Source organism: Neisseria macacae ATCC 33926 (genome assembly GCF_022749495.1).
GTDB classification, from domain to species: domain Bacteria; phylum Pseudomonadota; class Gammaproteobacteria; order Burkholderiales; family Neisseriaceae; genus Neisseria; species Neisseria macacae.
This window is the reverse complement of the sequence record NZ_CP094241.1, coordinates 2,590,430-2,612,636: the sequence shown is the minus strand read 5'-3', so window position 1 is coordinate 2,612,636 and position 22,207 is coordinate 2,590,430. Positions and strand designations below refer to the sequence as shown.

The window sequence follows — 22,207 nt, the reverse complement described above, 5'->3', positions numbered from 1 at the left end:
CATGTAATATCCATAAAAAGAATTGCAGGCATATGAACTTAAGGTATATGCACTGAATAATAATGTAAATATACTTATGGGTACCGAAATTGGTAAGGTTTTCATATTTCTTATAAAGAGTAAATTTATCAGAGTAGCTACTGAAAACAGACTTGCAATATAGCTTGATAATTTAATAAATGTAAGTAAATATGAAAATAATTCTGCATCCATCACTATTGTTATTTTTATGAGCCATACGGTCAAAAATATCAATGACGGAAGATTTAGCAAAATTTGAGCAATCAGTAAGAAGTAATTTTTTTGCTTCATTTTTTTAATATTCCCAATTTGATCATGAATATCTTTAGTTTACCCCTAGCTATTCTAATAGTATGAAAAACCAACTGTATGATTTATAACTTGTATGATGCGGCGCCATGCCCATAGGGAAGTAAGTCATTCCTACCTTTACACCTAAACGAAAATGAGAATTTTGTATTTCAGTATCTGAATTAGATAACAAACTAACCATTTTCTTCGTGGCAATTTTGGTGCAACTGTAAGTACCTAAATTAGGTCGTCTAAAAGTTTTCGGAAGACCTTTGTGAAAGTTAGGTTTTTTACCTAATCTACGCTTACTCACTCAATGACGGTCAGTTTGCTTTCCCAATATTGCTTTCTGGCTTTATTTTTTGGAATATTTTTGCTACCTTGCTCATATATTTCTATTAATTTTCTAGCAGCTTTGATTTCACCGTTATTGGCTGCACGTTCAAACCATTCCACTGCTTTTATTTCGTCTTTTGGTACATATCTTCCTTCCCAATACCACAATGCCAAGAGAGTTTGGGCCTGTTCTTCTCCTAATTCAGCTGCCTTCATATAATACTCATAAGCTTTTTTCTCATTGATGGGGAAGACATTATTTTTTTCAGAGTACAATACGCCGGCTGCGGCATAAGCGTAGGGTTCATTTTGAGCCAGAGCTTTTTCTAACCATTGCTTAGCTTCCTGTTTTTCAGCTTCTGTTTTGGCGCTTTCAGCCAACTTTCCTGCTAAATCAGCCTGAGCAAAGACAAGATTTAATTCAGCTGCCTTCCGAAGCCACAAAATTGCCTCCTCATTTTTTCCTATTGAAGAATAAATGTTTCCCAAATTGTAAATAGCAGTTTGGCTACCCCCATCGATAGCTTTCTTCATCATGTCTAAAGCTTTTTGGGTATTTTTTGGCACACCTTTGCCATTTAAGTAAGCCACTCCTAAATTCTGATAGGCTTCTGCTACTCCTTGATTTGCAGCAATCTGGTAATATTCCACACTTTTTTTGAAATCAATAGGTACTCCTATCCCATGACTGTAAAAATAACCTAAATTTGAATAGGCGATTACATCCCCTTTTTTGATTGCTTTTTGTGTCCATTCAATTGCTTTTTTTTCATCTTTTTTGCCCCCTCCACCAATGGAATATAGCCATCCCAAATTAGATTCTGCTGCGGTATAACCTTGTTTGGCCGCTTTTTCGGTCCAATAAAATGCTTTTTCTAAATCTTTGGGTGCTTCCACGCCATTCAAATATCGCGCTCCTAGGTTATATTGGCTCTGTATATCATTATTTTGGGCACACTGTTCTAACTTAGGTAAGCTGTCCATTGGCTCACAAGTTACGACCTTTTTTTGTTCAAAGTAATTGCAAGAAGAAAGAGCTAAAGCAATTGATACAATATAAATTGTTAGAAAAAATTTATTTTTCATTAATAATCTCTCATTTCAATTCTAGATTACCGTTTTTTACTTGGTGTCCCCAGTTTTTCTGCTTGATTTATGCTCCTATTTGTAAATTCTTTTTTTATCTCTAAACCTATAGTTTGCCTAAAATCTCCCATACCTATTTTTCCTAGGCGGTCGCCTGTTACTGCACCTGCAATATTGCCAGGCACTCCTTTAAGAGTTTCACTTGCTGATTTACCTTGACAAATATAGTCAGAGAAGGCTCCAGAACTAGCAGCTAATCCCACACCAGCGGTTAATTTAAGTTTTGAACTTAATTGTGAGAAGCGTATTCCTGCCATACCAGACGTCACATCTACTGCGTATACACAAGCACTAAACTTACCTTCCTTGGCTTGGTTGGCTGCTGATACTACAGAGGAAAGACCAACAGCTTTTTCAAATGAATCATTGTAAATAATTTTAGGATTTTTTTAGGATGCAATTTGAAATATATATTCACATATATGACAATAATAATTATATATACCATTAGGATTAAATCTTAGAATGGAAAATATATTGAATTCGCATATAATTATACTTGTTAGTATAACAATAATATTTTTTCTCTTGCAAAATAAGATGAGGATGCAACAAAATAATCCAATTATTCCGCTTAGTATTTCTATAAAATATAAAAAAAATATGCCATATATTCCTAAAATAAGTTTTGAAGTGATAAATTGTATAAATATTATCAAGGCTGGTATTGTAAATATTATTTGTAATAATAATATTTTATAATAGCTTTCCGTATTGAAATATTTAGTTATATTATTTGACTCCATCATGTTTCTTTAACTGATTGTAAATATCACTAGTGCTTCCCATGCTATCGTAAAGTCCCCAAAATCCATATGTATAAATATTAAAATGTTCATAGCCAATAGGATGCATAATAGTCGTAGAACCGTTACCTTTAAGATTCGTGACTGGCACAGGGGAATACTGAGTACCCTTGCAAGAACGTGAGTCTGATCCTACACTACCCTCACTTGCTTCATCAGAGTGTGAAATTACAAAAATTGTTTTCTTTGTAGTTAGGTTGTCGCATCTATATTCACACTTTTTGTGTTGTGTAGTCCCTGGTGGATAATATCCATGTCTGCCTCCGCCAGCTTGTTCATTAGCTATGCAATCGTATTTATCCAAGCCCAAAGGGTCAATCCAACTTTTTGTATTTTGCGCATAAATATACAGGCTCTCCCCGCCTGCTAACCCAATCGGGTCCTGCTGCGTAAACCGCCCAATCTCCGGATCATAGTAGCGGAAGAAGTTGTAATGCAGCCCAGTTTCTTCATCATAATGCTGATTCTGCAGACGGAAGGGTTGATGTATATCCAGTTTCAGATGACCTTATACCGATTTGATCGTTGTGGTAATACAGGATTTCTTGTGCCTTGTCTGAGCTTGAGCTGTTGTAGGTGGAGATCTTTGTCAAATTCCTCTAAATTCCTACCAAGATCTCTAGGGGATTTTGGAAAAGGTCTCGATCTGGATGATTTATGATGAAATATTAAAAAATAAATCAAAAAGATAGGTAAGACAAAAAATAATGACAAACGGTAAAAATGTCGTATGGATGGTTTCTGAAAGTGATGGGTGAATAGATTTGGGACTAAAGAAGGTCGTCTGAAAGTTGAGTTTCAGACGACCTTGATAAATGCCAGGTTCTAATTCAGATTTTATAGATTAATTTAAAAAGAAAAATGTTATTTTATAATTTGAGGGTGGATGGGTTGTTAATCCTTATCATGCCCAATAGTTTGAAAGAAATATGGTTCTTCAAATTGGCAAGGTTCGTTGCCACATACATAAATTTCTTTTAAATAGCTATTTCGCTTTAAAATGGCATCTGTAGCACATTGCAAATATTCAAATATCCCCTCTCTCCCAACCTCTTTCTCTGGCAATATCAAGCATTTATCAAATTTGTTTTTATTCCATTGCCTTTGTTGATGAATTAAATAATTTCTTATATTTACATTTTTCTGCTTTTGAGCAATTGAATAATTATTATTTAATTCTTTCTGTGCCAATAAATATGACTTAGAAAAACATACAAGAATATCCTCTTGTATTATACTGTTTACATGGCATGGTTTGTTTAATGCATCTTTATCAATAACTGTTTCAGGTAAATCTCCAAGTGTAAAAGTTGGGGCGAGGCAAATTGTAATAAATAAAGCTCTATTATTTAAAGCGATCACAACGCAATCCTTCCTTTAATATATATAGTGGCAAACAGTTATTTAAAATATTTGGTTTCCATCTAAGCCTACACTTACTAAAATGGGTTAACAATACAATTATAGTGGATTAACTTTAAACCAGTACGGCGTTGCCTCGCCTTAGCTCAAAGAGAACGATTCTCTAAGGTGCTGAAGCACCAAGTGAATCGGTTCCGTACTATCTGTACTGTCTGCGGCTTCGTCGCCTTGTCCTGATCTAAATTTAATCCACTATATTATTTGCTAATAATGAGCAGAAAGACAGAGAAAACCGATTACGAACCATAGATATATGGCTAAGGAAACCAAACGGCGTCCGATAAGTTTATTCCGTAAAACAAATCCTAAAATTAAAGTAATGAAAACAATTGGTAAGCCGATATATATTAAATTGTCAAAATATCTGCCTTGGCCTAAATATGGAAAGATCAAGTAGACTCCAAAAATCCCGCCCATAAAATAAATCAGCATGCCCGGCCCTAGGAGTAGAGCGGTAAGTATATGTGGCATTAATAAAATTGAAAGCCACTGTTTAGTTTTTGAATTCATTTAAATCACCAATATATAAAACTTTTTATATCGATAGGGTAAATAGGCCGGGTACTTCTGCAAAACCGTCAAATCGTCGAAATATGGGTTTTTGAAGCCAATCTACGCTTGCTTTTTCCCGTTTCAATCAGCGTGAACCGTCGCGCGGGAGTGCTATTAAAGGAGGAACAGGCGGGTCTTGATAGCTTTCGTCGATCTCAAAGCCTTCTGCGCGGGCTTTGTCTTCCATTTTTTTCCTTTCCTTTGCCAGTAAGCGGAACTGTTTATCCAAGGCTTCGCGGTAGCTTGGTTTGCCAAATTCTTCTTGTGCATATAACCGGAGGAAATCCCAATATGCACTTATAGTAATTCTCAGAGCATACTGACCGTTGCCGTATTGGTCTCGATATTGTTCTGAGTTATCCTTACCAAGCATAAACTCCACAAGCACACCCTCCGCATATAGAGTCCCTATCTGAGCTAAGTTGGGCAGTTTCTTCCATTCCTCAGGGGTTAGTTCAATAGCGGTGGGAATGCCGGTTATCGGTTTTGCTTTAATTCTACTGTTTTCCACTTCAAAAAAGGCGGCAGCATTTTTACGGTCGTGCTTAATCCTTGGTGCGCTGCGAGAAATCAAATCTGTCCAACCGGCTTGATGCATCTGCCTGATCAGATTATAGAAATTCTGTCTTGCTTCTTCGTCACTGACGTTGCTGCTTTTGCCAAGGTCAGAAAACATGTCAAATTGATTAACACCTAAGAACGGGTTATGACTTCGATTTTCATATGCGGTAATACTGCTTACATGAGGTATTTTAAAAGTATGTTTGCCATGTTCAAAAACAACGGTTTTTTCCTGATTAAAGTCTATTTCATATTGATTGACATTAAAAAATTCTGAGTCGTCAGAAGGTCCTGCATAATTTTCAGGAAATTTGTTAACAAAATGTTTGCTGGATTCTGGCAGGGTAATGGACACCGTGTCGGGCAGGTTGTCTTTGGGTGTCTCTTTTGAGAAAGGGATGCGGCCTCCCGATAAGAAGACGATGGCGGTGAATGAAATGATTTTATTTATCCAATTTTTAGGCATGATTATCGTCCGTTTTTTGCGATTTAAATCTGTATTAAAGGTAGGCGCAAAGACAATAAGGCAACTGCCAATAATAATTTTTTCATTTTTTGCTTATCTTTGGGTTGGCGTCTATTTTTTTAAATACTGCTAGATGAAAGTCTGAACATAAATCAAAAAGCCCAAAAGGACAAATGGGTGATGATGAGTGGTAAAGATGTCGTGTGAATGGTTGGTATAGTGGATTAACTTTAAACCAGTACGGCGCTGCCTCGCCTTAGCTCAAAGAGAACGATTCTCTAAGGTGCTGAAGCACCAAGTGAATCGGTTCCGTACTATCTGTACTGCCTGCGGCTTCGTCGCCTTGTCCTGATTTAAATTTAATCCACTATAAGAGCGGGTATGGATGGTTTGGATATGGAAAAGGTCGTCTGAAAACTGGTTTTCAGACGACCTTTTGACTTTTTAGCCGATGTTAAGGCTGATAACTGGGTTTCATGCCGTTGGGCAGGAGTTGCCAGACGTAGCCTGTGGTTTTCATTTTGCCGGCAACTTCGCCTGCTTCGTCGCCGTAGCCCCAGAAGTAGTCCACACGGACGGCGCCTTTGATGGCGCTGCCTGTATCTTGCGCCATGATGAGGCGGTTGAGGGCTTTTTTGGTGGTCGGATGGGCGGTGGCGACAAACAGCGGCGCGCCTAAGGTGATGTAGTGGCGGTCGATGGCGCCTGCGTATTCACCCAAGAGCGGGGTGCCCAATGCGCCGACCGGGCCGGCTTCGCTGCTGCCGGTCAGTTCGCGGAAGAAGACGTAGCTGGGGTTTTGTCCCAAGACTTCGGCGAGGCGGCCGGGGTTTTGCTTCATGTAGGCTTTGATGCCCTGCATGCTGGTTTGTGCGAGGGGGAGGTAGCCTTTGTCTGCCATGTAGCGTCCGATGGAGACGTAGGGGTGTTCGTTTTTGTCGGCAAATCCGACGCGGATGTATTTGCCGGACGGGGTTTTCAGACGACCCGAACCTTGGATGTGCATGAAGAAGAGTTCGACGGGGTCTTCTGCGTAACCGAGGATGGGGGCTTTGCCGTTGAGCGCGCCGCCGTTGATTTGGTTGCGGGTGTAATAAGGAACGAAGCGGCTGCCTTCAAATCTGCCTTTGAGGGCGGTGCTGCGGGCGGTAATGGGGAATTGGGACAGGTCGGCGGTATGTGTGCCGCTGTTGTCGATAACGCCGCTGTTGGCACCGGTTTGGCGGATGCGGACGGTGGCTTTGCTGCCCCTCAAATTGGCGGACAGGGGGACGGAAACGAAGTCGTTGGGGATGCCGTAGATGGGGAAGCGGGCTTTGCTTGTGGCTTTGTCATCGCCGAGCAGGACGGGCTCGTAGTAGCCGGTGATGGTGCCGGCGGGGTTGCCGTTGTTGTTGACCTGCCAAGGGGTGAAATAGCGTTCGAAGAAATGTTTGGCTTGGAAATGGTGGAGGGGCGTCTGCATGGCTTGGGCGCAGACATCTTGCCAGCCTGTGCGGTTTTTCAGTTTCTCGCAGCCTAAGCGGAAGGATTGGAGGCTTTTGACGAAGTGTTGGGTGCTCCAGTGCGGCAGTTCTTGGTGGGACACGACGGTGTAGGTCGCGCCGCCGCCGCTGACGGTGGTACCGGCGGGGTCGGGCGTGCCGGTGGGGCGGTCCGGGCCTTTGACGGTGGTGGTGTCGACTTCGGGAAGGTTTTTGATGCGTTTGCTCGGGCAGGCGGAGAGGACGGCTGCGGCGATGGTGAGGAGTGTGATGCGGTATAGGTGTTTTTTCATAATGCTGTCTTAAAGGTCGTCTGAAATCTGCCGCCGGATAGGGTGAAACGTATCAAGCGGCTGCGCCGACTTGCTTGGGATGTACTCAGAAAATCGGTTCGCATCGGATGGACAGATTTGCAGACGGGATATTTGGTCCGTTTATTCAAGAGCTTGGGATTTTAACACAGTTTGCCTGCCTGCTTCGGCGGTATGAAAAAGGTCGTCTGAAAACCTTGTATATCGGTTTTCAGACGACCTTTGCCGTATCTTGAAGCCAATCTTATTTCTGATTGTCTTCGATGATTTTTTTGAGGTGCGGCATGGGGCTGTATCCGCTTTGGCTGCGGCCGTTCGGGAAGACGAGGGTAGGTGTGCCGTTGAAGCCGAATTGTTCGCCCAAAGAAGTGGTTTCGGCAACGGGATTGTCGCAATTGGCTTTGCCGCTCGGGAATTGGCCTTTGCGCATCCAGTCGGTCCAGGCTTGGGTCGGGTTGGGCTGGCACCACAGGATTTCGGCTTTGCGCGCGGCATCGGGGTGCAGGCTCGGAATCGGCATCATGAAGTTGTAGATCGTGATGTCGGTCATTTTTTCAAACTCGTGTTCCAAGCGTTTGCAGTATGGGCAGTCGGGGTCGGAGAAGACGGCGACTTTCAGCTTGCCGTTGCCGCGTACTTCTTTAATCGCTTTGTCCAAAGGCAGGGAGGCGAAGTCGATTTTGTTCAAATCGGCGGCGCGTTCGTCGGTCAGGCTTTTGCGCGTGTTGACGTCGATGAGGTCGCCGACGAACATATAGTCGCCTTTGGCATCGGTGTAAATGATTTGTTTGCCGCTGACGACGACTTCATAAATGCCTTGAATAGGGGTTTCGCTGACGCTGATGACTTTCAGGCCTTGGGATTCGTAAATTTTTTCGAGGCGGGCTTTCAAGGCTTCGCCGACTTTGCCTTGTACGGGGGCGGCGGGCTTGGCGGCTGAAGAGGGCGCTGCATTTGCCTGTGAAACGGGCGTTTGCCCGCACGCGGTCAGTGAGATCAGAGCGATGGGGGCTAAGATTTTGATTAATTTGGTTTTCATTTTTAAGTATAGGCGTGTGTCAAGAAAACCGCATTGTATCAAACCTCTGTCATGCCTGCATTGTATTGAGGCTCAATTTATCGTCTGAAAATAGCTTTCGGCTGTTAAAATACGCAAAAAAACGATTTGCTTGCCTGTATGATCTACCACCGCATCGCCGTAAACGTGCCGCTTTCAGACGGCCTTTTGACTTATTCCTATTCCGAGCCGCTGCCGCAGGGAACGCGGGTGCTTGTGCCTTTCCGCAACAAAACCGTGGTCGGGATTGTGTGGGAAACGGATATTGCGCCGGATATGGATGCGGCGCGGATTTTGAGCGTTCAGACGACCTTTTCGGACGAGCCGCCGCTGCCCGAAAGCTGGCGTGATTTGCTCTCGTTTACGTCGCGTTATTACCACTATCCGACGGGGCAGGCTGTGTTTGCCGCGCTGCCGCAGGGTTTGAAGGAAACGCGCGCGGTGGAAATGCCGCAGCCGCCGTTGTTTTACGCGCTGAACGAAGTGGGCAGGGCGCAAACGCCGCCGCCGGCTCGGTTCAATAAAAAAGCGGCTTTGTGGGACGCGCTGCTGTCGGGCGGGATGACGATGGCGGCGTTGAAGCAGGTGAATGTACAGGCAGCGAAATTAATCGAAGATTGGGCGGAGCAGGGTTGGATTGAAACGACGGAAGCGGCGAAACCCGTTTTAAGGCCGTCTGAATTTGTGTTGAATACCGACCAACAGAAGGCTTCCGATGAAATTCAGACGACCTTCGGCAGCTTTCAACCGTTTCTACTGTACGGCATCACCGGCAGCGGCAAGACCGAGGTGTATTTCGATGCGATGGCGAAAGTGTTGGTACAGGGGCGGCAGGTGTTGTTTCTGTTGCCGGAAATCAACCTCACGCCGCAGCTTTTGAAGCGGGTGGAAAACCGGTTTGCTGACGTGCCGACTGCCGTGTTGCACAGCCAGATGGCGGCAGGCAGGCGCACGCAGGATTATCTGCGCGCAATGTTGGGGCAGGCGAAGTTGGTCATCGGCACGCGGCTGGCGGTGTTCACGCCGATGGATAATGTCGGGCTGATTGTGGTCGATGAGGAACATGACGGCTCGTTCAAACAGGACAACGAATTGCGCTACCATGCCCGCGATTTGGCGGTGTGGCGTGCGAAGCAGAGCGGCTGCCCTGTCGTGTTGGGCAGCGCCACGCCCAGCTTGGAGAGTTGGCACAAGGCGCAAAGCGGCGCGTACCGCCTGCTGCAACTGACCGAACGCGCCCATACCGCCGCGCAACTGCCGCAAGTGGAGATCCTCAACGTAGGCCGTCTGAAACTCGACAACGGCTTCTCGCCGCAAGCCTTGCAGCTTTTGAAACAGAATTTTGAAGCGGGCGGCATGTCGCTGGTGTACCTCAACCGTCGCGGTTTCGCGCCCGCGCTGTTTTGCGGCGACTGCGGCCATACCTTCGGCTGCCCGAACTGCTCCGCCAAAATGGTGCTGCACCAACGCGCCCGCCAACTGCGCTGCCACCACTGCGACCACCGCGAACCCATCCCGTTCAAATGCCCCGACTGCGGCAACCAAGACCTGACCGCCGTCGGGCACGGCACGCAGCGCGTCGAAGAAACCCTGCGCGCCTTCCTGCCCAAGGCCGCCGTCGTCCGCGTCGATAGGGACAGCACCGCGCACAAAAACGACTGGGCGGATTTGTACCGCCGCATCGCCGACAACGAAATCGACATTCTGGTCGGCACGCAGATGCTTGCCAAAGGCCATGATTTCGCGCGGCTCAACCTTGTTATCGTGTTGAACGCCGACGGCAGCCTGTACAGCGCGGATTTCCGCGCGCCGGAAAGGCTGTTCGCCGAGCTGATGCAAGTGTCCGGCAGGGCGGGGCGCGCCGACAAACCCGGCAAGGTGTTGATACAGACCCAACTGCCTGAACATCCCGTCTTCGCCGCCGTCAAAGCGCAGGACTACGCCGTGTTTGCCGAAAACGAATTGAACGAGCGGCAAATGTTCGCCATGCCGCCCTTCGGTTTCCAGACCGCCGTCCGCGCCGACGCACCGCGCGTTGCCGATGCGATGGAGTTTCTCAACGCTGCCAAAGAAACCCTCGCCCCGCTGTTGCCCGAAAGCGTCTCCCAGTTCGGCGCCGCCCCCATGCTGATGGTACGCCTCGCCGAACGCGAACGCGCGCAAATCTTCCTTGAATCAACATCCCGACAGGATTTGCACCGCTCCGTGAGTTTGTGGGTGCAGGTGTTGCAGCAAAACCGCGACGGCAAAATCAGATGGTCGGTGGATGTGGACGCGCAGGAAGCGTAAGCGGAATAGGGAAGGGGTCGTCTGCAAAAGCGGAAGAGGCATTTTCAGACGACCTTTTTGTTTAAACCATCTTTCTGGTTTGTGAAACGCGGCAAGGCCGGGATGGGCAGGGTTGCGCCTGCATTGAAAAACATTTGAGCCTTCACAAAAGCCCTACGATAAAATACGCGGCATGAAAGCCTGATGCTGCGCCGCAGTTGGCAGTTCAGGCTTTGCCGACATATCGCCCATTTTGAGTTCCATACGGAGTTTGCATGTATATAGGACGCTTCGCCCCCAGCCCTACGGGTTTGCTGCACATAGGCTCGCTGCTGACCGCTTTGGCTTCTTATGCCGATGCGCGCGCCAACGGCGGCAAGTGGCTGGTGCGTATGGAAGACTTGGACCCGCCCAGGGAAATGGCGGGCGCTGACGCGCATATTTTGCACACATTGGAAGCGTTCGGCTTTGAATGGGACGGCGAAGTCGCCTACCAAAGCCGACGGAACGGGTTGTATCAAGAGGCATTGGGTCGTCTGAAAAGTGAGGGGCTGGTATATCCTTGTTATTGCAGCCGTAAAGACTGGCAGGCGGCGGCAACGGCGGGGGCAGACGGATTTGTGTACAACGGGCGTTGCCGTGTTCCGGCGCAAAGGCCTGAAGCGAATGGGAAAACGCCTGCTTGGCGGATTGCCGTTCCCGACAGGATAATCGGTTTTCAGGATGAAATTGTCGGCTATTACGCCCAAAATCTGGCACACGATATCGGCGATTTCGTCCTTCTGCGTGCGGACGGTTTTTGGGCGTATCAACTTGCCGTGGTCGCGGACGATGCCGAACAAGGAATCACACATATCGTGCGCGGACAGGATTTGCTGGTGTCCACGCCGCGTCAGATTTATTTGCAGCAATGTCTCGGCGCAAACACGCCGCATTATGCGCACCTGCCTTTGCTGGTGAATTCGCTGGGGCAGAAATGGTCCAAACAAACGCTTGCTCCCGCCTTGGATTTGAACCGGCGCGAAGCGCTTTTGCGGCAAGTGATGCGTTATCTCAATCTTCCCGACGCGCCCGAGGTTGACCGACCCGAAGAATTGTTGGCGTGGGCGGTTTTACATTGGGAGATACGGACGATACCGTGTAATGACATAGTCACGGAGTAAATTTGTAAATTTGCAACAAATTACTTGAGGTATTACTTAAATTTTTTAATTTTTGTAAGTAATCGCTTGTTTTTTGGATAAAGTTAACAGAATTAAGGTATATTCCTAAACACCTCAAGACCACTTTCATTTCAGATGAATGTTTGGCCTGTCTGCCAAAACGGCAGAAAGAGGCAACCGTATGAGAAAAATGTTTCAACATACCGAAAACACGCGGGAACGTTGTGTATTGATTTAAAATTCACATTCGTATTTAAAATAACAAAGAAAAAAAGATTATGTTAAGTGCCATTATTGTTGAAGACGAAGTGCTGGCAGCAGAGCGTTTACGGGTCTTACTTGAAGAATGCAATGTCGTCTTGCTTAATGTATTCCACCATGCCCAGCCGGCATTGGATTGGTTGAGCATACATGAAGCAGATATCGTATTCGCCGATATCGGCCTGCCTGAAATCAACGGTTTGGAGTTTGTCGAGCGCATCAAGCGCGGTGCCAAACGCCAGCCCGAAATTATTTTCACCACCGCCTATGAAGAACACGCCCTGCGTGCCTTCGAATTGGCTGCCGCCGACTACCTGCTCAAGCCCATCAGAATGACCCGTCTGCAAGCTGCGCTTGACCGTGTTGGCGAAAAATACCGCGAAAAAGCCGACGATTTCACCCATTTCACCGTCTTTAGCCGTGATCTGATGATTGAAATCCCATGGCAGCAGGCGCGTTATTTATTGGCGGAACACAAAACCGTATTCCTGATTACCGGCGACGGGCAGCGATACGAATTGCCCAAAACGCTGGTTTCTTGGGAAGAGCTGCTCGGGGACAAAGTAATCCGCATCCACCGCAACGCCATCGTGTTCCGACACACCTTAGACTGCCTTATCCGCTTGGATGAAGAGGAAGACGAGAGCAATGCCATTTGGGGCGCGAAGGTTTTGGACGTACCCAAACCGCTTCCCGTCAGCCGCCGCCAATTGGCGACCCTGCGCAAAATTCTGAAAAAACAAATCTGATGGCGGATTTGCCCCATCATCAACAAAAACCCTGCCTTTTGGCAGGGTTTTTGTTTTTCAGACGACCCCTTGTCGTGAGCCGGCACGGTAGTCGTAACAAGGCGGCAGAGTAGCGGATAGATAAGATTAGGATAAGGCGGGGCAACACATTTTTCTGTTGTCCGAACCTTATTGCGATGCGCCGTCATTCGCCGTTTTATCGTGATCCCGCACGATTTTGTCGTACACGGCTTCGGGCAGGTAGCGGCGTATCATGTCGCGCCAGCCGTCGGGGCCGACCAAGCCTTTGACCATGGTGGAAGATACTTCGGCGATTTCGCGCGGCGGCATCAGAAAGACCGTCGAAATTTCGGGCGCAAGGTCGCTGTTGATATAGCGCATGGAGCGTTCGTATTCGTAGTCGGCGGCAGAACGGATGCCGCGAACGATAAATCCCGCGCCGATTTCGCGCGCGTAGCGGACAAGGAAGCGGTTTTCAAATACGCAGATGCGGACATTGGGAAAGTCGCCCGTAATCGCTTCGAGCATGGCGCGGCGTTCGTCTATGGTGTAGGTGTTGCGTTTTTCAGGATTGATGCCGATGGCGACGACGAGTTCGTCAAAAAGCGCCTGCGCTTCTTTTATCATCCAAAGATGACCGAGTGTCGGCGGGTCGAAACTGCCTGCGTAAACAGCGCGGCGCGGGGGAATCGTTTTCATGGAAAGTAGAATGAGTGATGGCAGCCGTCAGCATAGCGGGCGGGGGCGGGAATGTCAAAAAGGTCGTCTGAAATACACAATCAGTCCGTATTGGGGCGAAACCGGGTTTTCAGACGACCCATTCATTAAAACATGATTGATATGAAATCAAACGCATGAAGATTTGCTTCAGACGGTTTAAAGCAATAACGCGGCGACACCGGATTAGCCTTCCTTTACTTCGAAATCCTTTAATAGCATAATAAATAGAAATTATTATCAAAATTTATCCGTATTAGGCAAATGGGCGAAAGTGCATTTGTATAGTGGATTAAATTTAAATCAGAACAAGGCGAGGCAACGCCGTACTGGTTTAAAGTTAATCCGCCATATTTCAGACGGATTCGATATGGAGATTGGAAAATGGAACTGAAAAGACGTGATTTCTTAAAAATGACCGCCGCGCTGGCAGCGGCAGGGGTTTCGCCTTCGCTGCTGGCAGCCGGTAAAGAGCAATTTACCGTGTACGGCGCGCCGGCGATGCCCAGCGTAACCATTGCCGTAGCGGCGTTGCAGGGTAAGCTGGCGAAGCAGGCGGATGTGTCGCTGAAGGTTTGGCGCTCGCCCGACCAGCTTCGTGCGGGCGTGGCGAGCGGGCAATTTAAAGTGATGATGAGTCCGAGCAATGTCGGCGTAAACCTGCGCAACCAAGGGCAGAAAGTCGGCATGGTCAATATTTTGACCAACGGCATCACGCAGTTGGTCTGCAAAGGCAGCGCGATTGCCTCGCCGCAGGATTTGGCCGGCAAAAAAATCCTCGTGCCGTTTAAAAACGACATGCCCGACATCGTGCTGCAAGCCTTGTTGAAAAAACTGAAAATCGACGCGCATAAAGTCGGCATCACTTATACCGCCACGCCGCCCGAAGCGGTGGGGCTGTTTTTGAGCAAGGACTACCACGCCGCCATCTTGCCGGAACCGATGGCGAGCGCGGGTATGCTCAAAGGCAAAACCATGGGTGTAAACGTCGTGCGCGGCTTTGATTTGGTGAAGGCATGGGGGCAGGCGTTTGACACCAAACCACTGATTCCGATGGCGGGCATCATTGCCAACGAAGAATATTTCCACGCGCACAAGGCGCAGTTCGACATCTTCCATCAGGATTTGAAAAACGCGCTCAACTGGATACTGGCCAACCGTCAAAGCGCGGCGAAAATCGGCAAAAACTATCTCCCCGCCCCCGAACCCGCCCTAGTCATGGGCTTAGACGGTGCGCGGCTGACGGTAACCAAAGGCAGCGAAGTCAAGAACGAGATTTTGAAGTTTTACGAAATCCTGATGCAGTTCAACCCGAAACTCTTGGGCGGCAAGCTGCCGGATAACGGATTCTTCTTGGCTTAAAAGAGGAGAGAGGCCGTCTGAAAATAATGGAGTAGCCATGAAATCTGCCTTGTCATTTTCAGGCGGCCTATCAGATAATAGTTCGAACAGTACACAAAGAGCCGTCATTCCCGCGCAGGCGGGAATCCAGTCTCTGATATTGCAGGAATGTTTTAAAATTGCAGCAACGTTAAACCTCTGGATTCCCGCCTGCGCGGGAATGACGGCAGGTAGTAACCGTAGGTTGGGTTGTTCAAACCAACAAAACCGTCGAGTTACCTGAAATGTTGGGTCATGTCCCAACCTACGCTTGCTATAGAATCATAATCTAACCACCAGCTTATCAGATAAACCTGAGAAAAGGGATGGTTTGGTTATTTAGTCATAAGTTTATTTAACAACACGGAGTAATACTATGAGTATTTTTTGGGATGTTAATGGTAATTTTCAGTGGAGTAGTATTGCCGCCTTTGTTGCGTTGTTATCAACCATTATAATGGTAATAATGCAGATATTTAATAACAAAAAAAGTATTGATGCTAATTTAAAAGCGAAGTCTAGGGTTGAATGGATTCAAAATGTTAGGAAATTATCAGCTGATTTTATAAGAGTTTCTTACGAATATAAGGGTTTGATGGATGAATACATTAAAATAGATAAGGAGAAAAATATTATATTTATAGATAAACCAATAGAAGGAGAAACTAAATCTAAGATGGGTGAAAAATGGACTGAATTTCTCTATACATATAATTTATTTTTGCTCTATTTTAATGAAGGAGAAAAAACTGATAAATTTAATAAAATTTCAAATGATACAATTATTAAATCTGCCGAAAATTTAAGAGAGGAAGTGAAAAATTTCCATTATAAAGTAAATGGGATGAAGGAAAAACAGTTCTACTATAAAGGGATAAAGCCATTTAGGAACAATATGAGACAATATCTAAAAGGTGAATGGGATAGGGCTAAAAGTGGGAAATGATAAGTTTAGTGTAGATTGATTAGCCACTGCTCATGACTAAACAAAACACCAAAATCCCAAACCAAGGTCGTCTGAAAAACACCATTTGGGGAAACTAAGCCGTTTCGGTTAGGTTATCGTTCCGCTAACCTAACCGCCCCTTTTTCAGACGACCTATCGTCCCCAAACCATTCCCTCTAACCAACACCTAAACCATGATTAAAACCGACAAAATCCGCAAACCGCAGTCTGCGGTGTTTTACATCATCGACTACCTTTGGAGCGGCTTTGCCGGTTTGAGCGTGGCGATGGTGGTGGTGGCGTTGTGGGCGTGGGGTAGTGCCGTGTTCGGCGAGTTTATGCTGCCTGCGCCGGTGGAAGTGTTTCAAAAGTCGTTTGATTTATTGAAACATTTTCAGGAAAACGAAATCGGGATTTCGCTGTGGCGGTCGGTGGTGGGCATTTCGGTTGCGCTGGTAGCGGGATTGGCGGCGGGGCTGGTGGCGGGCAGTTTTAAGACGGCGATGGCGTTGTTCAAGCCTGTGATTACGATTTTGTTGGCGATGCCGCCGATTATTTGGGTGGTGATGGCTCTGTTTTGGTTCGGTTTCGGCAATCCGAGCGTGTTATTTACCATCATTGTGTTGGTTGCGCCGCTGACGTTTGCGAGTGCGGCGGTCGGGATGGCGAGCGTGAACAAGCAGCATGAGGAATTGTTTGATGCTTATAAATTAGGCCGTCTGAAAAAAATCCGTTATCTGTATATCCCGCATCTGACGGGCTATGTGATTTCCAGCATCGGCGTGGCGGTGGCGATGGGGGTGAAAGTGGTGATTATGGCGGAACTCTTGGGCGCGAGCGAAGGCGTGGGAGCGCGGATTGCGGACGCGAGGGCGATGCTGGAAACTTCGACGGTGATGGCTTATGTGGTGTTAGTTATCGTGTTTGTGTCGCTGTTTGAATACCTGATTACCAAGCCTTTGGAAATTTTGTTTATGCCGTGGAGAAGATGATGCTCTGTCTTGAAAACGTGCGTTTTGAAATTCTCCGCGACCCCATCGTGCGCGATTTCAGTTTGAACCTGCAACATGGCGAAGTGAAAGCCTTGTTCGGGCCGAGCGGCTGCGGCAAGACGACGGTTTTGCGGCTGATTGCAGGCTTGGAAACGCCGAAATCGGGCATGATACGCAATACTTTCCGCAAAACGGGTTTTCTGTTTCAGGAAAACCGCCTACCGGAAAACCTGACCGCGATGCAGAATATCGCGATTTTTATGGACAAACCCGATGAAGGCGAAATCATCGCGCTGGCGGCGAAAGTCGGGCTGACGGCGGGCGATTTGAACAAATATCCGACCGAATTGTCCGGCGGTATGGCGAAACGGGTGGCGTTTTTGCGCCTGCTGCTGTGCGGCTGCGATCTTGCCTTGCTGGACGAGCCGTTTGTCGGTTTGGACCGCGATTTGCGCGATATTTTGGTCGCCATGCTGGTGGAAAAAATCGAGCGGCAGGGCATGGCGTGTATGCTGGTAACGCACGACCGCTTCGAAGCCGCGCGCCTGAGCCATGAAATCATGCTGCTTTCCACTAAGGGCATGAACGTACAAAACGTGATGACCCTGCCCACGCCGCTATCTGAACGCGATTCGGCTTTTGAAGAAGCTGTGGTGGCAAGGGAGTTTCAGGGGATTCATTATTATGAGTGATGAGGGGGATTTGAATATCTGACGAACCTTGCGGTTCGTTGCCCTCTCCCTAACCCTCTCCCACGGGGAGAGGGGATTAGGTTGCTGAAAATCAGAGAGTGCAGGATTGGGAATCAGATGTCAGGTAAACCTGAAAATGTTAGGGTTTGGCAGCCCGATTCCCTCTCCCCGTGGGAGAGGGCTAGGGAGAGGGTAAGCAAGCCGCAGGCTTGCTTCTTTAGCGAAAGATACGAATCTGTTATCCGAACGCGATTCGGTTTTTGAAAAAGCCGTGGTGCCAAGGGGCAGGGGATTCATTATGAGGTGCTTTATGTTTTCGACTGTGATTACTGCTGCTGTTTTATATATTGCTACAGCAGTAGATTTGTTGGTAATACTATTAATATTTTTTGCTAGAGCAAATACTAGAAAAGAATATCGAGATATTTATATCGGACAATATTTAGGTTCTGTAATTTTAATATTAGTTAGTTTATTTCTAGCTTTTGTTTTGAATTATGTTCCGGAAAAATGGGTGTTGGGTTTATTAGGTTTAATACCGATTTACTTAGGTATTAAAGTTGCTATTTACGACGATTGTGAGGGCGAAAAAAGAGCTAAAAAAGAATTGGATGAAAAAGGGTTGTCAAAATTAGTCGGTATTGTTGCTTTGGTTACAGTTGCTAGTTGTGGTGCAGATAATATTGGACTTTTTGTTCCTTACTTTGTGACTTTAGATCTTGTCGACTTATTAGTTACTCTTCTTGTATTTTTAATATTGATTTTTGTTTTAGTATATACAGCACAAAGATTGGCTAATATTTCAGGTGTTGGTGAAATTGTAGAGAAGTTTAGTCGTTGGATAATGGCTGTTATTTATATTGGTTTAGGGTTATTTATTATTATTGAAAATAATACAATTCGAACAATAATATCAATAATATGAATGATACGGGCATTTGAGTATCTGACAAACCTTGCGGCTTGCCTCTTTGGCAAAAGATACAGCCCTGTCCACCCAATAAATCCATATCCGAAAGCATCTTCATGCAGAATCAAGCCAAGCCATGAATAAATTTTTCACCCACCCCATGCGGCCGTTTTTCGTCGGCGCGGCGGTGCTTGCCATACTCGGCGCGTTGGTGTTTTTCATCAGCCCCGGCGCCATCGTCCTGCACCGCCAAATCTTCTTAGAACTCATGCTGCCTGCGGCATACGGCGGTTTTCTGACTGCTGCGATGCTCGAATGGACGGGCTATAAAGGTCGTCTGAAACCCGTTGCCACCGTCTTGGCGGCGCTGTTGCTTGCCGCATCCGTCCTGCTGCCGTTTGCGCCGCAAACCGCTTCGTTTTTCGTTGCCGCCTATTGGCTGGTGTTGCTGCTGTTCTGCGCTTGGCTGATTTGGCTCGACCGCAATACTGACAACTTTGCCCTGCTAATGTTGCTTGCCGCGTTCACCGTTTTTCAGACGGCCTATGCCGTCAGCGGCGATTTGAACCTGTTGCGCGCGCAAGTGCATCTGAACATGGCGGCGGTCATGTTCGTATCCGTCCGCGTCAGCGTCCTTCTGGGTGCGGAAGCCCTTAAAGAATGCCGTCTGAAAGACCCCGTATTCATTCCCAACGTCGTCTATAAAAACATCGCCATCACCTTCCTGCTGCTGCACGCCGCCGCCGAACTTTGGCTGCCCGCGCAAACCGCCGGTTTTACCGCGCTCGCCGTCGGTTTCATCCTGCTTGCCAAGCTGCGCGAACTGCACCATCACGAACTCTTGCGCAAACACTACGTCCGTACCTATTACCTGCTCCAGCTTTTTGCCGCCGCAGGCTATCTGTGGACAGGCGCGGCGAAACTGCAAAACCTGCCCGCCTCCGCGCCCCTGCACCTGATTACCCTCGGCGGCATGATGGGCGGCGTGATGATGGTGTGGCTGACCGCCGGACTGTGGCACAGCGGCTTTACCAAACTCGACTACCCCAAACTCTGCCGCATCGCCGTCCCCATCCTCTTCGCCGCCGCCGTCTCGCGCGCTGTTTTAATGAACGTGAATCCGATATTCTTCATCACCGTTCCCGCGATTCTGACCGCTGCCGTGTTCGTGCTTTATCTGTTGACGTTTGTACCAATATTTCGGGCGAATGCGTTTACGGACGATCCGGAGTGAGCGTTTTCGTTTCATTCCCTATTTAATCGCAAGCCCTGTGTCGCCTTAAGTCAAAAGGTCGTCTGAAAACTAATTTCAGACGACCTTTTGTGTTGCCGCGCTTTATCTGCCGTACATTTCCCACAAGCTTTCTTGCAGGCTGAAGGCGGGTTCGCCGTTTTCGGGTTGGGCGCGGGTGTAGCTGCCGTCGGGCTGCATCAGCCATGCGCGGGTGTTGTCTTGCAGCGCCATTTCGATGCCTTCATGGATGACGCGGGCTTTGAGTTCGGGCGTGGTGATGGGGGTGGCGACTTCGATGCGGCGGAAGAAGTTGCGCCCCATCCAGTCTGCGCTGGAGATGAAGGTGTCGTCTGCGCCGTTGTTGTGGAAGCAGTACACGCGGGAGTGTTCGAGCTGTCTGCCGATGATGGAGCGGACGCGGATGTTTTCGGACAGACCTTTGACACCGGGGCGCAGGGTACACATGCCGCGCACGATGAGGTCGATTTGCACGCCTGCGCTGCTGGCGCGGTAGAGGGCGTCGATGATGCTCGGTTCGATCAGCGAATTCATTTTGGCGCGGATGCGGGCGGGCTTGCCTGCTTTGGCGTGTTGGATTTCGCGCTCGATGCGGTCGATGACCATTTTGTGCAGGGTGAACGGGCTTTGGTAGAGCTTGTTCAGACGACCCGGTTTGCCCAAACCTGTGATTTCCATAAAGAGGGTGTTCACGTCGGCGGTGATTTGGTCGTCGGCGGTGATGATGCCGAAGTCGGTGTAGATGCGCGATGTGCCTTGATGGTAGTTGCCGGTGCCGAGGTGGGCGTAGCGTTTGAGCGCGCCGTTTTCGCGGCGGATGACGAGTGCCATCTTGGCGTGGATTTTGTAGCCGAATACGCCGTAAACGACGTGTGCGCCTGCGTTTTCAAGCTGTTGCGCCCAATTGACGTTGTTGGCTTCGTCAAAACGCGCCATGAGTTCGACGACGACGGTTACTTGTTTACCGGCAAGGGCGGCTTTCATCAGGGCGCGGACGAGTTCGGAATTGCTGCCGGTGCGGTAGATGGTCATTTTGACGGCGAGGACGGCGGGGTCGGCGGCGGCTTCGCGTATCATGTGGACGACGGGGTCGAAGGACTGATACGGATGGTGCAGCAGGATGGGCGACTGTTTCGCCAGTTTGAAAATGGAGCCGTTCTTGCGCAATGCTTTCAGACGACCTGCCCCGCGTGCGGGAAACTTGAGGTCGGGACGGTCAACCAAATCGGGCACGGCATTGAGGCGCACGAGGTTGACCGGGCCTTTGACTTGGTAAAGCTCGGCGGAGGTGAGTTTGAACTGGGCGAGCAGGAAGTCGTGGATGTGGGGCGGGCAGGTGTCGGCGACTTCGAGGCGCACGCCGTCGCCGTATTCGCGGTCGTGCAATTCGTTTTGAATCGCGGCGCGCAGGTTTTTAAGGTCTTCTTCATCGACGGTCAGATCGCTGTCGCGGGTGAGGCGGAACTGGTGGCAGCCTTTGACCGTCATGCCTGGGAAGAGTTTGCCGACGTGGGCGTGCAGGATGGAGGAAAGGAAAACGAAGCCGCTGCCGCCGTCGCACAATTCGGCGGGCAGGGGGACGACGCGCGGCAGGATGCGCGGGGCTTGCACAATCGCCATGCCGGAAGGGCGGCCGAACGCGTCCGTACCTTCCAATTCGACGGCGAAGTTGAGCGATTTGTTCAACGGGCGCGGGAAGGGGTGCGACGGGTCGAGTCCGATGGGGGTGAGGATGGGCAGCAGTTCGGCGTCGAAATACTGCTCGATCCATTTCTGTTGTCCTGCCGTCCAGTTGCGGCGGCGGTAAAAATGGATGCCTTGTTTGCTCAACTCGGGCTGCAAGACTTCGTTGAACAGGCGGTATTGCTCCTGTATCAGCGCGTGTGCTTCGGCGGCGACGGCGGCGATGGTTTCGGACGGCGTGGTGCCGTTGTCCAAACGCTCGTGCGGATTCATTTTTTGAGCACGTTTGAGCCACGCCATGCGTACCTCGAAAAATTCGTCGAGATTGGAAGAGACGATGCACAAAAACCGCAAACGTTCCAAAAGCGGTACGTTTTCATCCTGCGCCTGCGCCAAAACGCGGCGATTGAAAGCGAGCAGGCTCAGTTCGCGGCAGAGGATGCGGTTTTGTTCGGGCATGGTGTTCTCCTGAAGCGGGTGGGTCGGACAGTCAATTGGGAAGTATAACGCGTTTCGGACGGGCGGGGCAGTGGTGCTGGATGGGCGGGTGGTTGGCAGGGTGGGAGGTCGTCTGAAAAGGCTGTCGGGGCGTTTTTTGTATGGGGCAAGTGTTTTCAGACGAGGTGTATAAGAATGGTTATTATTTGTGCAAATATTGTTTATTTTTATAGTAAATGGTATCGTTAGCACGATTTTTTAGGGCGAAAGCCGGTCTGAATTTTGCCCGAACTGCCCCTGTCT

The 22,207-nt window shown here is 48.4% G+C and carries 18 protein-coding genes; 9 read left to right on the top strand and 9 right to left on the bottom strand.

Features of this window, described 5'->3' with window-relative positions; all coding sequences use genetic code 11:
- Positions 1 to 621: 621 nt before the first annotated feature.
- From MON40_RS12470 to MON40_RS12440, 7 genes are all read right to left on the bottom strand, one after another.
- A complete protein-coding gene (locus MON40_RS12470) occupies positions 622 to 1,734 on the bottom strand; it encodes a tetratricopeptide repeat protein (protein ID WP_242925928.1) in 1,113 nt (370 codons plus the stop codon).
- Between the two features lie 26 nt (positions 1,735 to 1,760).
- Entirely contained in the window at positions 1,761 to 2,051 is a 291-nt protein-coding gene (locus tag MON40_RS12465; protein ID WP_003780711.1) for a hypothetical protein, read from the bottom strand.
- A gap of 475 nt (positions 2,052 to 2,526) precedes the next feature.
- Entirely contained in the window at positions 2,527 to 3,039 is a 513-nt protein-coding gene (locus MON40_RS12460; RefSeq protein ID WP_242926051.1) for an RHS repeat-associated core domain-containing protein, read from the bottom strand.
- A 455-nt stretch (positions 3,040 to 3,494) separates the two neighbouring features.
- Positions 3,495 to 3,962: a lysozyme inhibitor LprI family protein gene (locus MON40_RS12455; protein WP_242925927.1), complete on the bottom strand. Its 468-nt coding sequence runs from the start codon at positions 3,960 to 3,962 to the stop codon at positions 3,495 to 3,497.
- A gap of 697 nt (positions 3,963 to 4,659) precedes the next feature.
- The gene (locus MON40_RS12450) at positions 4,660 to 5,601 is read right to left on the bottom strand and encodes a hypothetical protein (RefSeq protein ID WP_003776003.1); all 942 of its coding nucleotides are present in this window, start codon (positions 5,599 to 5,601) and stop codon (positions 4,660 to 4,662) included.
- Positions 5,602 to 6,055: 454 nt separating this feature from the next.
- On the bottom strand, positions 6,056 to 7,378 hold the full coding sequence (gene mltA / locus MON40_RS12445) for a murein transglycosylase A (protein WP_003776004.1): 1,323 nt from the start codon (positions 7,376 to 7,378) through the stop codon (positions 6,056 to 6,058).
- A gap of 262 nt (positions 7,379 to 7,640) precedes the next feature.
- Positions 7,641 to 8,435, bottom strand: a complete 795-nt coding sequence (locus MON40_RS12440; RefSeq protein ID WP_003758306.1) for a DsbC family protein — start codon at positions 8,433 to 8,435, stop codon at positions 7,641 to 7,643.
- Positions 8,436 to 8,573: 138 nt separating this feature from the next.
- On the opposite strand from MON40_RS12440, the gene MON40_RS12435 reads away from it, so the two are divergent.
- The 3 genes from MON40_RS12435 to MON40_RS12425 all read left to right on the top strand — a co-directional run bounded on the left by MON40_RS12435 (position 8,574) and on the right by MON40_RS12425 (position 12,894).
- Positions 8,574 to 10,742 (top strand): primosomal protein N', encoded by a 2,169-nt coding sequence (locus tag MON40_RS12435; RefSeq protein ID WP_003776006.1) that lies wholly within the window; start codon positions 8,574 to 8,576, stop codon positions 10,740 to 10,742.
- A 254-nt stretch (positions 10,743 to 10,996) separates the two neighbouring features.
- A complete protein-coding gene (gluQRS, locus tag MON40_RS12430; protein WP_003776008.1) occupies positions 10,997 to 11,884 on the top strand; it encodes a tRNA glutamyl-Q(34) synthetase GluQRS in 888 nt (295 codons plus the stop codon).
- A gap of 278 nt (positions 11,885 to 12,162) precedes the next feature.
- Positions 12,163 to 12,894, top strand: coding sequence for a LytR/AlgR family response regulator transcription factor (locus MON40_RS12425; RefSeq protein ID WP_003758320.1), 732 nt, complete (start codon positions 12,163 to 12,165; stop codon positions 12,892 to 12,894).
- Between the two features lie 168 nt (positions 12,895 to 13,062).
- Here the strand turns inward: MON40_RS12425 and coaD are convergent, their stop codons facing one another.
- A complete protein-coding gene (coaD, locus tag MON40_RS12420; RefSeq protein WP_003776009.1) occupies positions 13,063 to 13,593 on the bottom strand; it encodes a pantetheine-phosphate adenylyltransferase in 531 nt (176 codons plus the stop codon).
- Between the two features lie 402 nt (positions 13,594 to 13,995).
- Between coaD and MON40_RS12415 the strand changes: the two genes are divergently transcribed.
- From MON40_RS12415 to MON40_RS12390, 6 genes are all read left to right on the top strand, one after another.
- Entirely contained in the window at positions 13,996 to 14,973 is a 978-nt protein-coding gene (locus MON40_RS12415) for an ABC transporter substrate-binding protein (protein WP_003776010.1), read from the top strand.
- A 394-nt stretch (positions 14,974 to 15,367) separates the two neighbouring features.
- Complete coding sequence (locus tag MON40_RS12410; RefSeq protein WP_242925926.1) at positions 15,368 to 15,937, top strand: hypothetical protein; 570 nt, start codon at positions 15,368 to 15,370, stop codon at positions 15,935 to 15,937.
- A gap of 194 nt (positions 15,938 to 16,131) precedes the next feature.
- Positions 16,132 to 16,929: an ABC transporter permease gene (locus MON40_RS12405; protein WP_003776012.1), complete on the top strand. Its 798-nt coding sequence runs from the start codon at positions 16,132 to 16,134 to the stop codon at positions 16,927 to 16,929.
- Positions 16,929 to 17,621 (top strand): ATP-binding cassette domain-containing protein, encoded by a 693-nt coding sequence (locus MON40_RS12400; protein ID WP_174263542.1) that lies wholly within the window; start codon positions 16,929 to 16,931, stop codon positions 17,619 to 17,621. The genes MON40_RS12405 and MON40_RS12400 overlap by 1 nt, the downstream gene beginning before the upstream one ends.
- Before the next feature lie 310 nt (positions 17,622 to 17,931).
- The gene (locus MON40_RS12395) at positions 17,932 to 18,546 is read left to right on the top strand and encodes a CadD family cadmium resistance transporter (RefSeq protein ID WP_003703682.1); all 615 of its coding nucleotides are present in this window, start codon (positions 17,932 to 17,934) and stop codon (positions 18,544 to 18,546) included.
- Between the two features lie 121 nt (positions 18,547 to 18,667).
- On the top strand, positions 18,668 to 19,765 hold the full coding sequence (locus MON40_RS12390) for an NnrS family protein (protein WP_003776014.1): 1,098 nt from the start codon (positions 18,668 to 18,670) through the stop codon (positions 19,763 to 19,765).
- A gap of 102 nt (positions 19,766 to 19,867) precedes the next feature.
- On the opposite strand, the gene ppk1 is transcribed toward MON40_RS12390, so the two are convergent.
- The gene (gene ppk1, locus MON40_RS12385; RefSeq protein ID WP_039862692.1) at positions 19,868 to 21,925 is read right to left on the bottom strand and encodes a polyphosphate kinase 1; all 2,058 of its coding nucleotides are present in this window, start codon (positions 21,923 to 21,925) and stop codon (positions 19,868 to 19,870) included.
- Positions 21,926 to 22,207 lie beyond the last annotated feature (282 nt).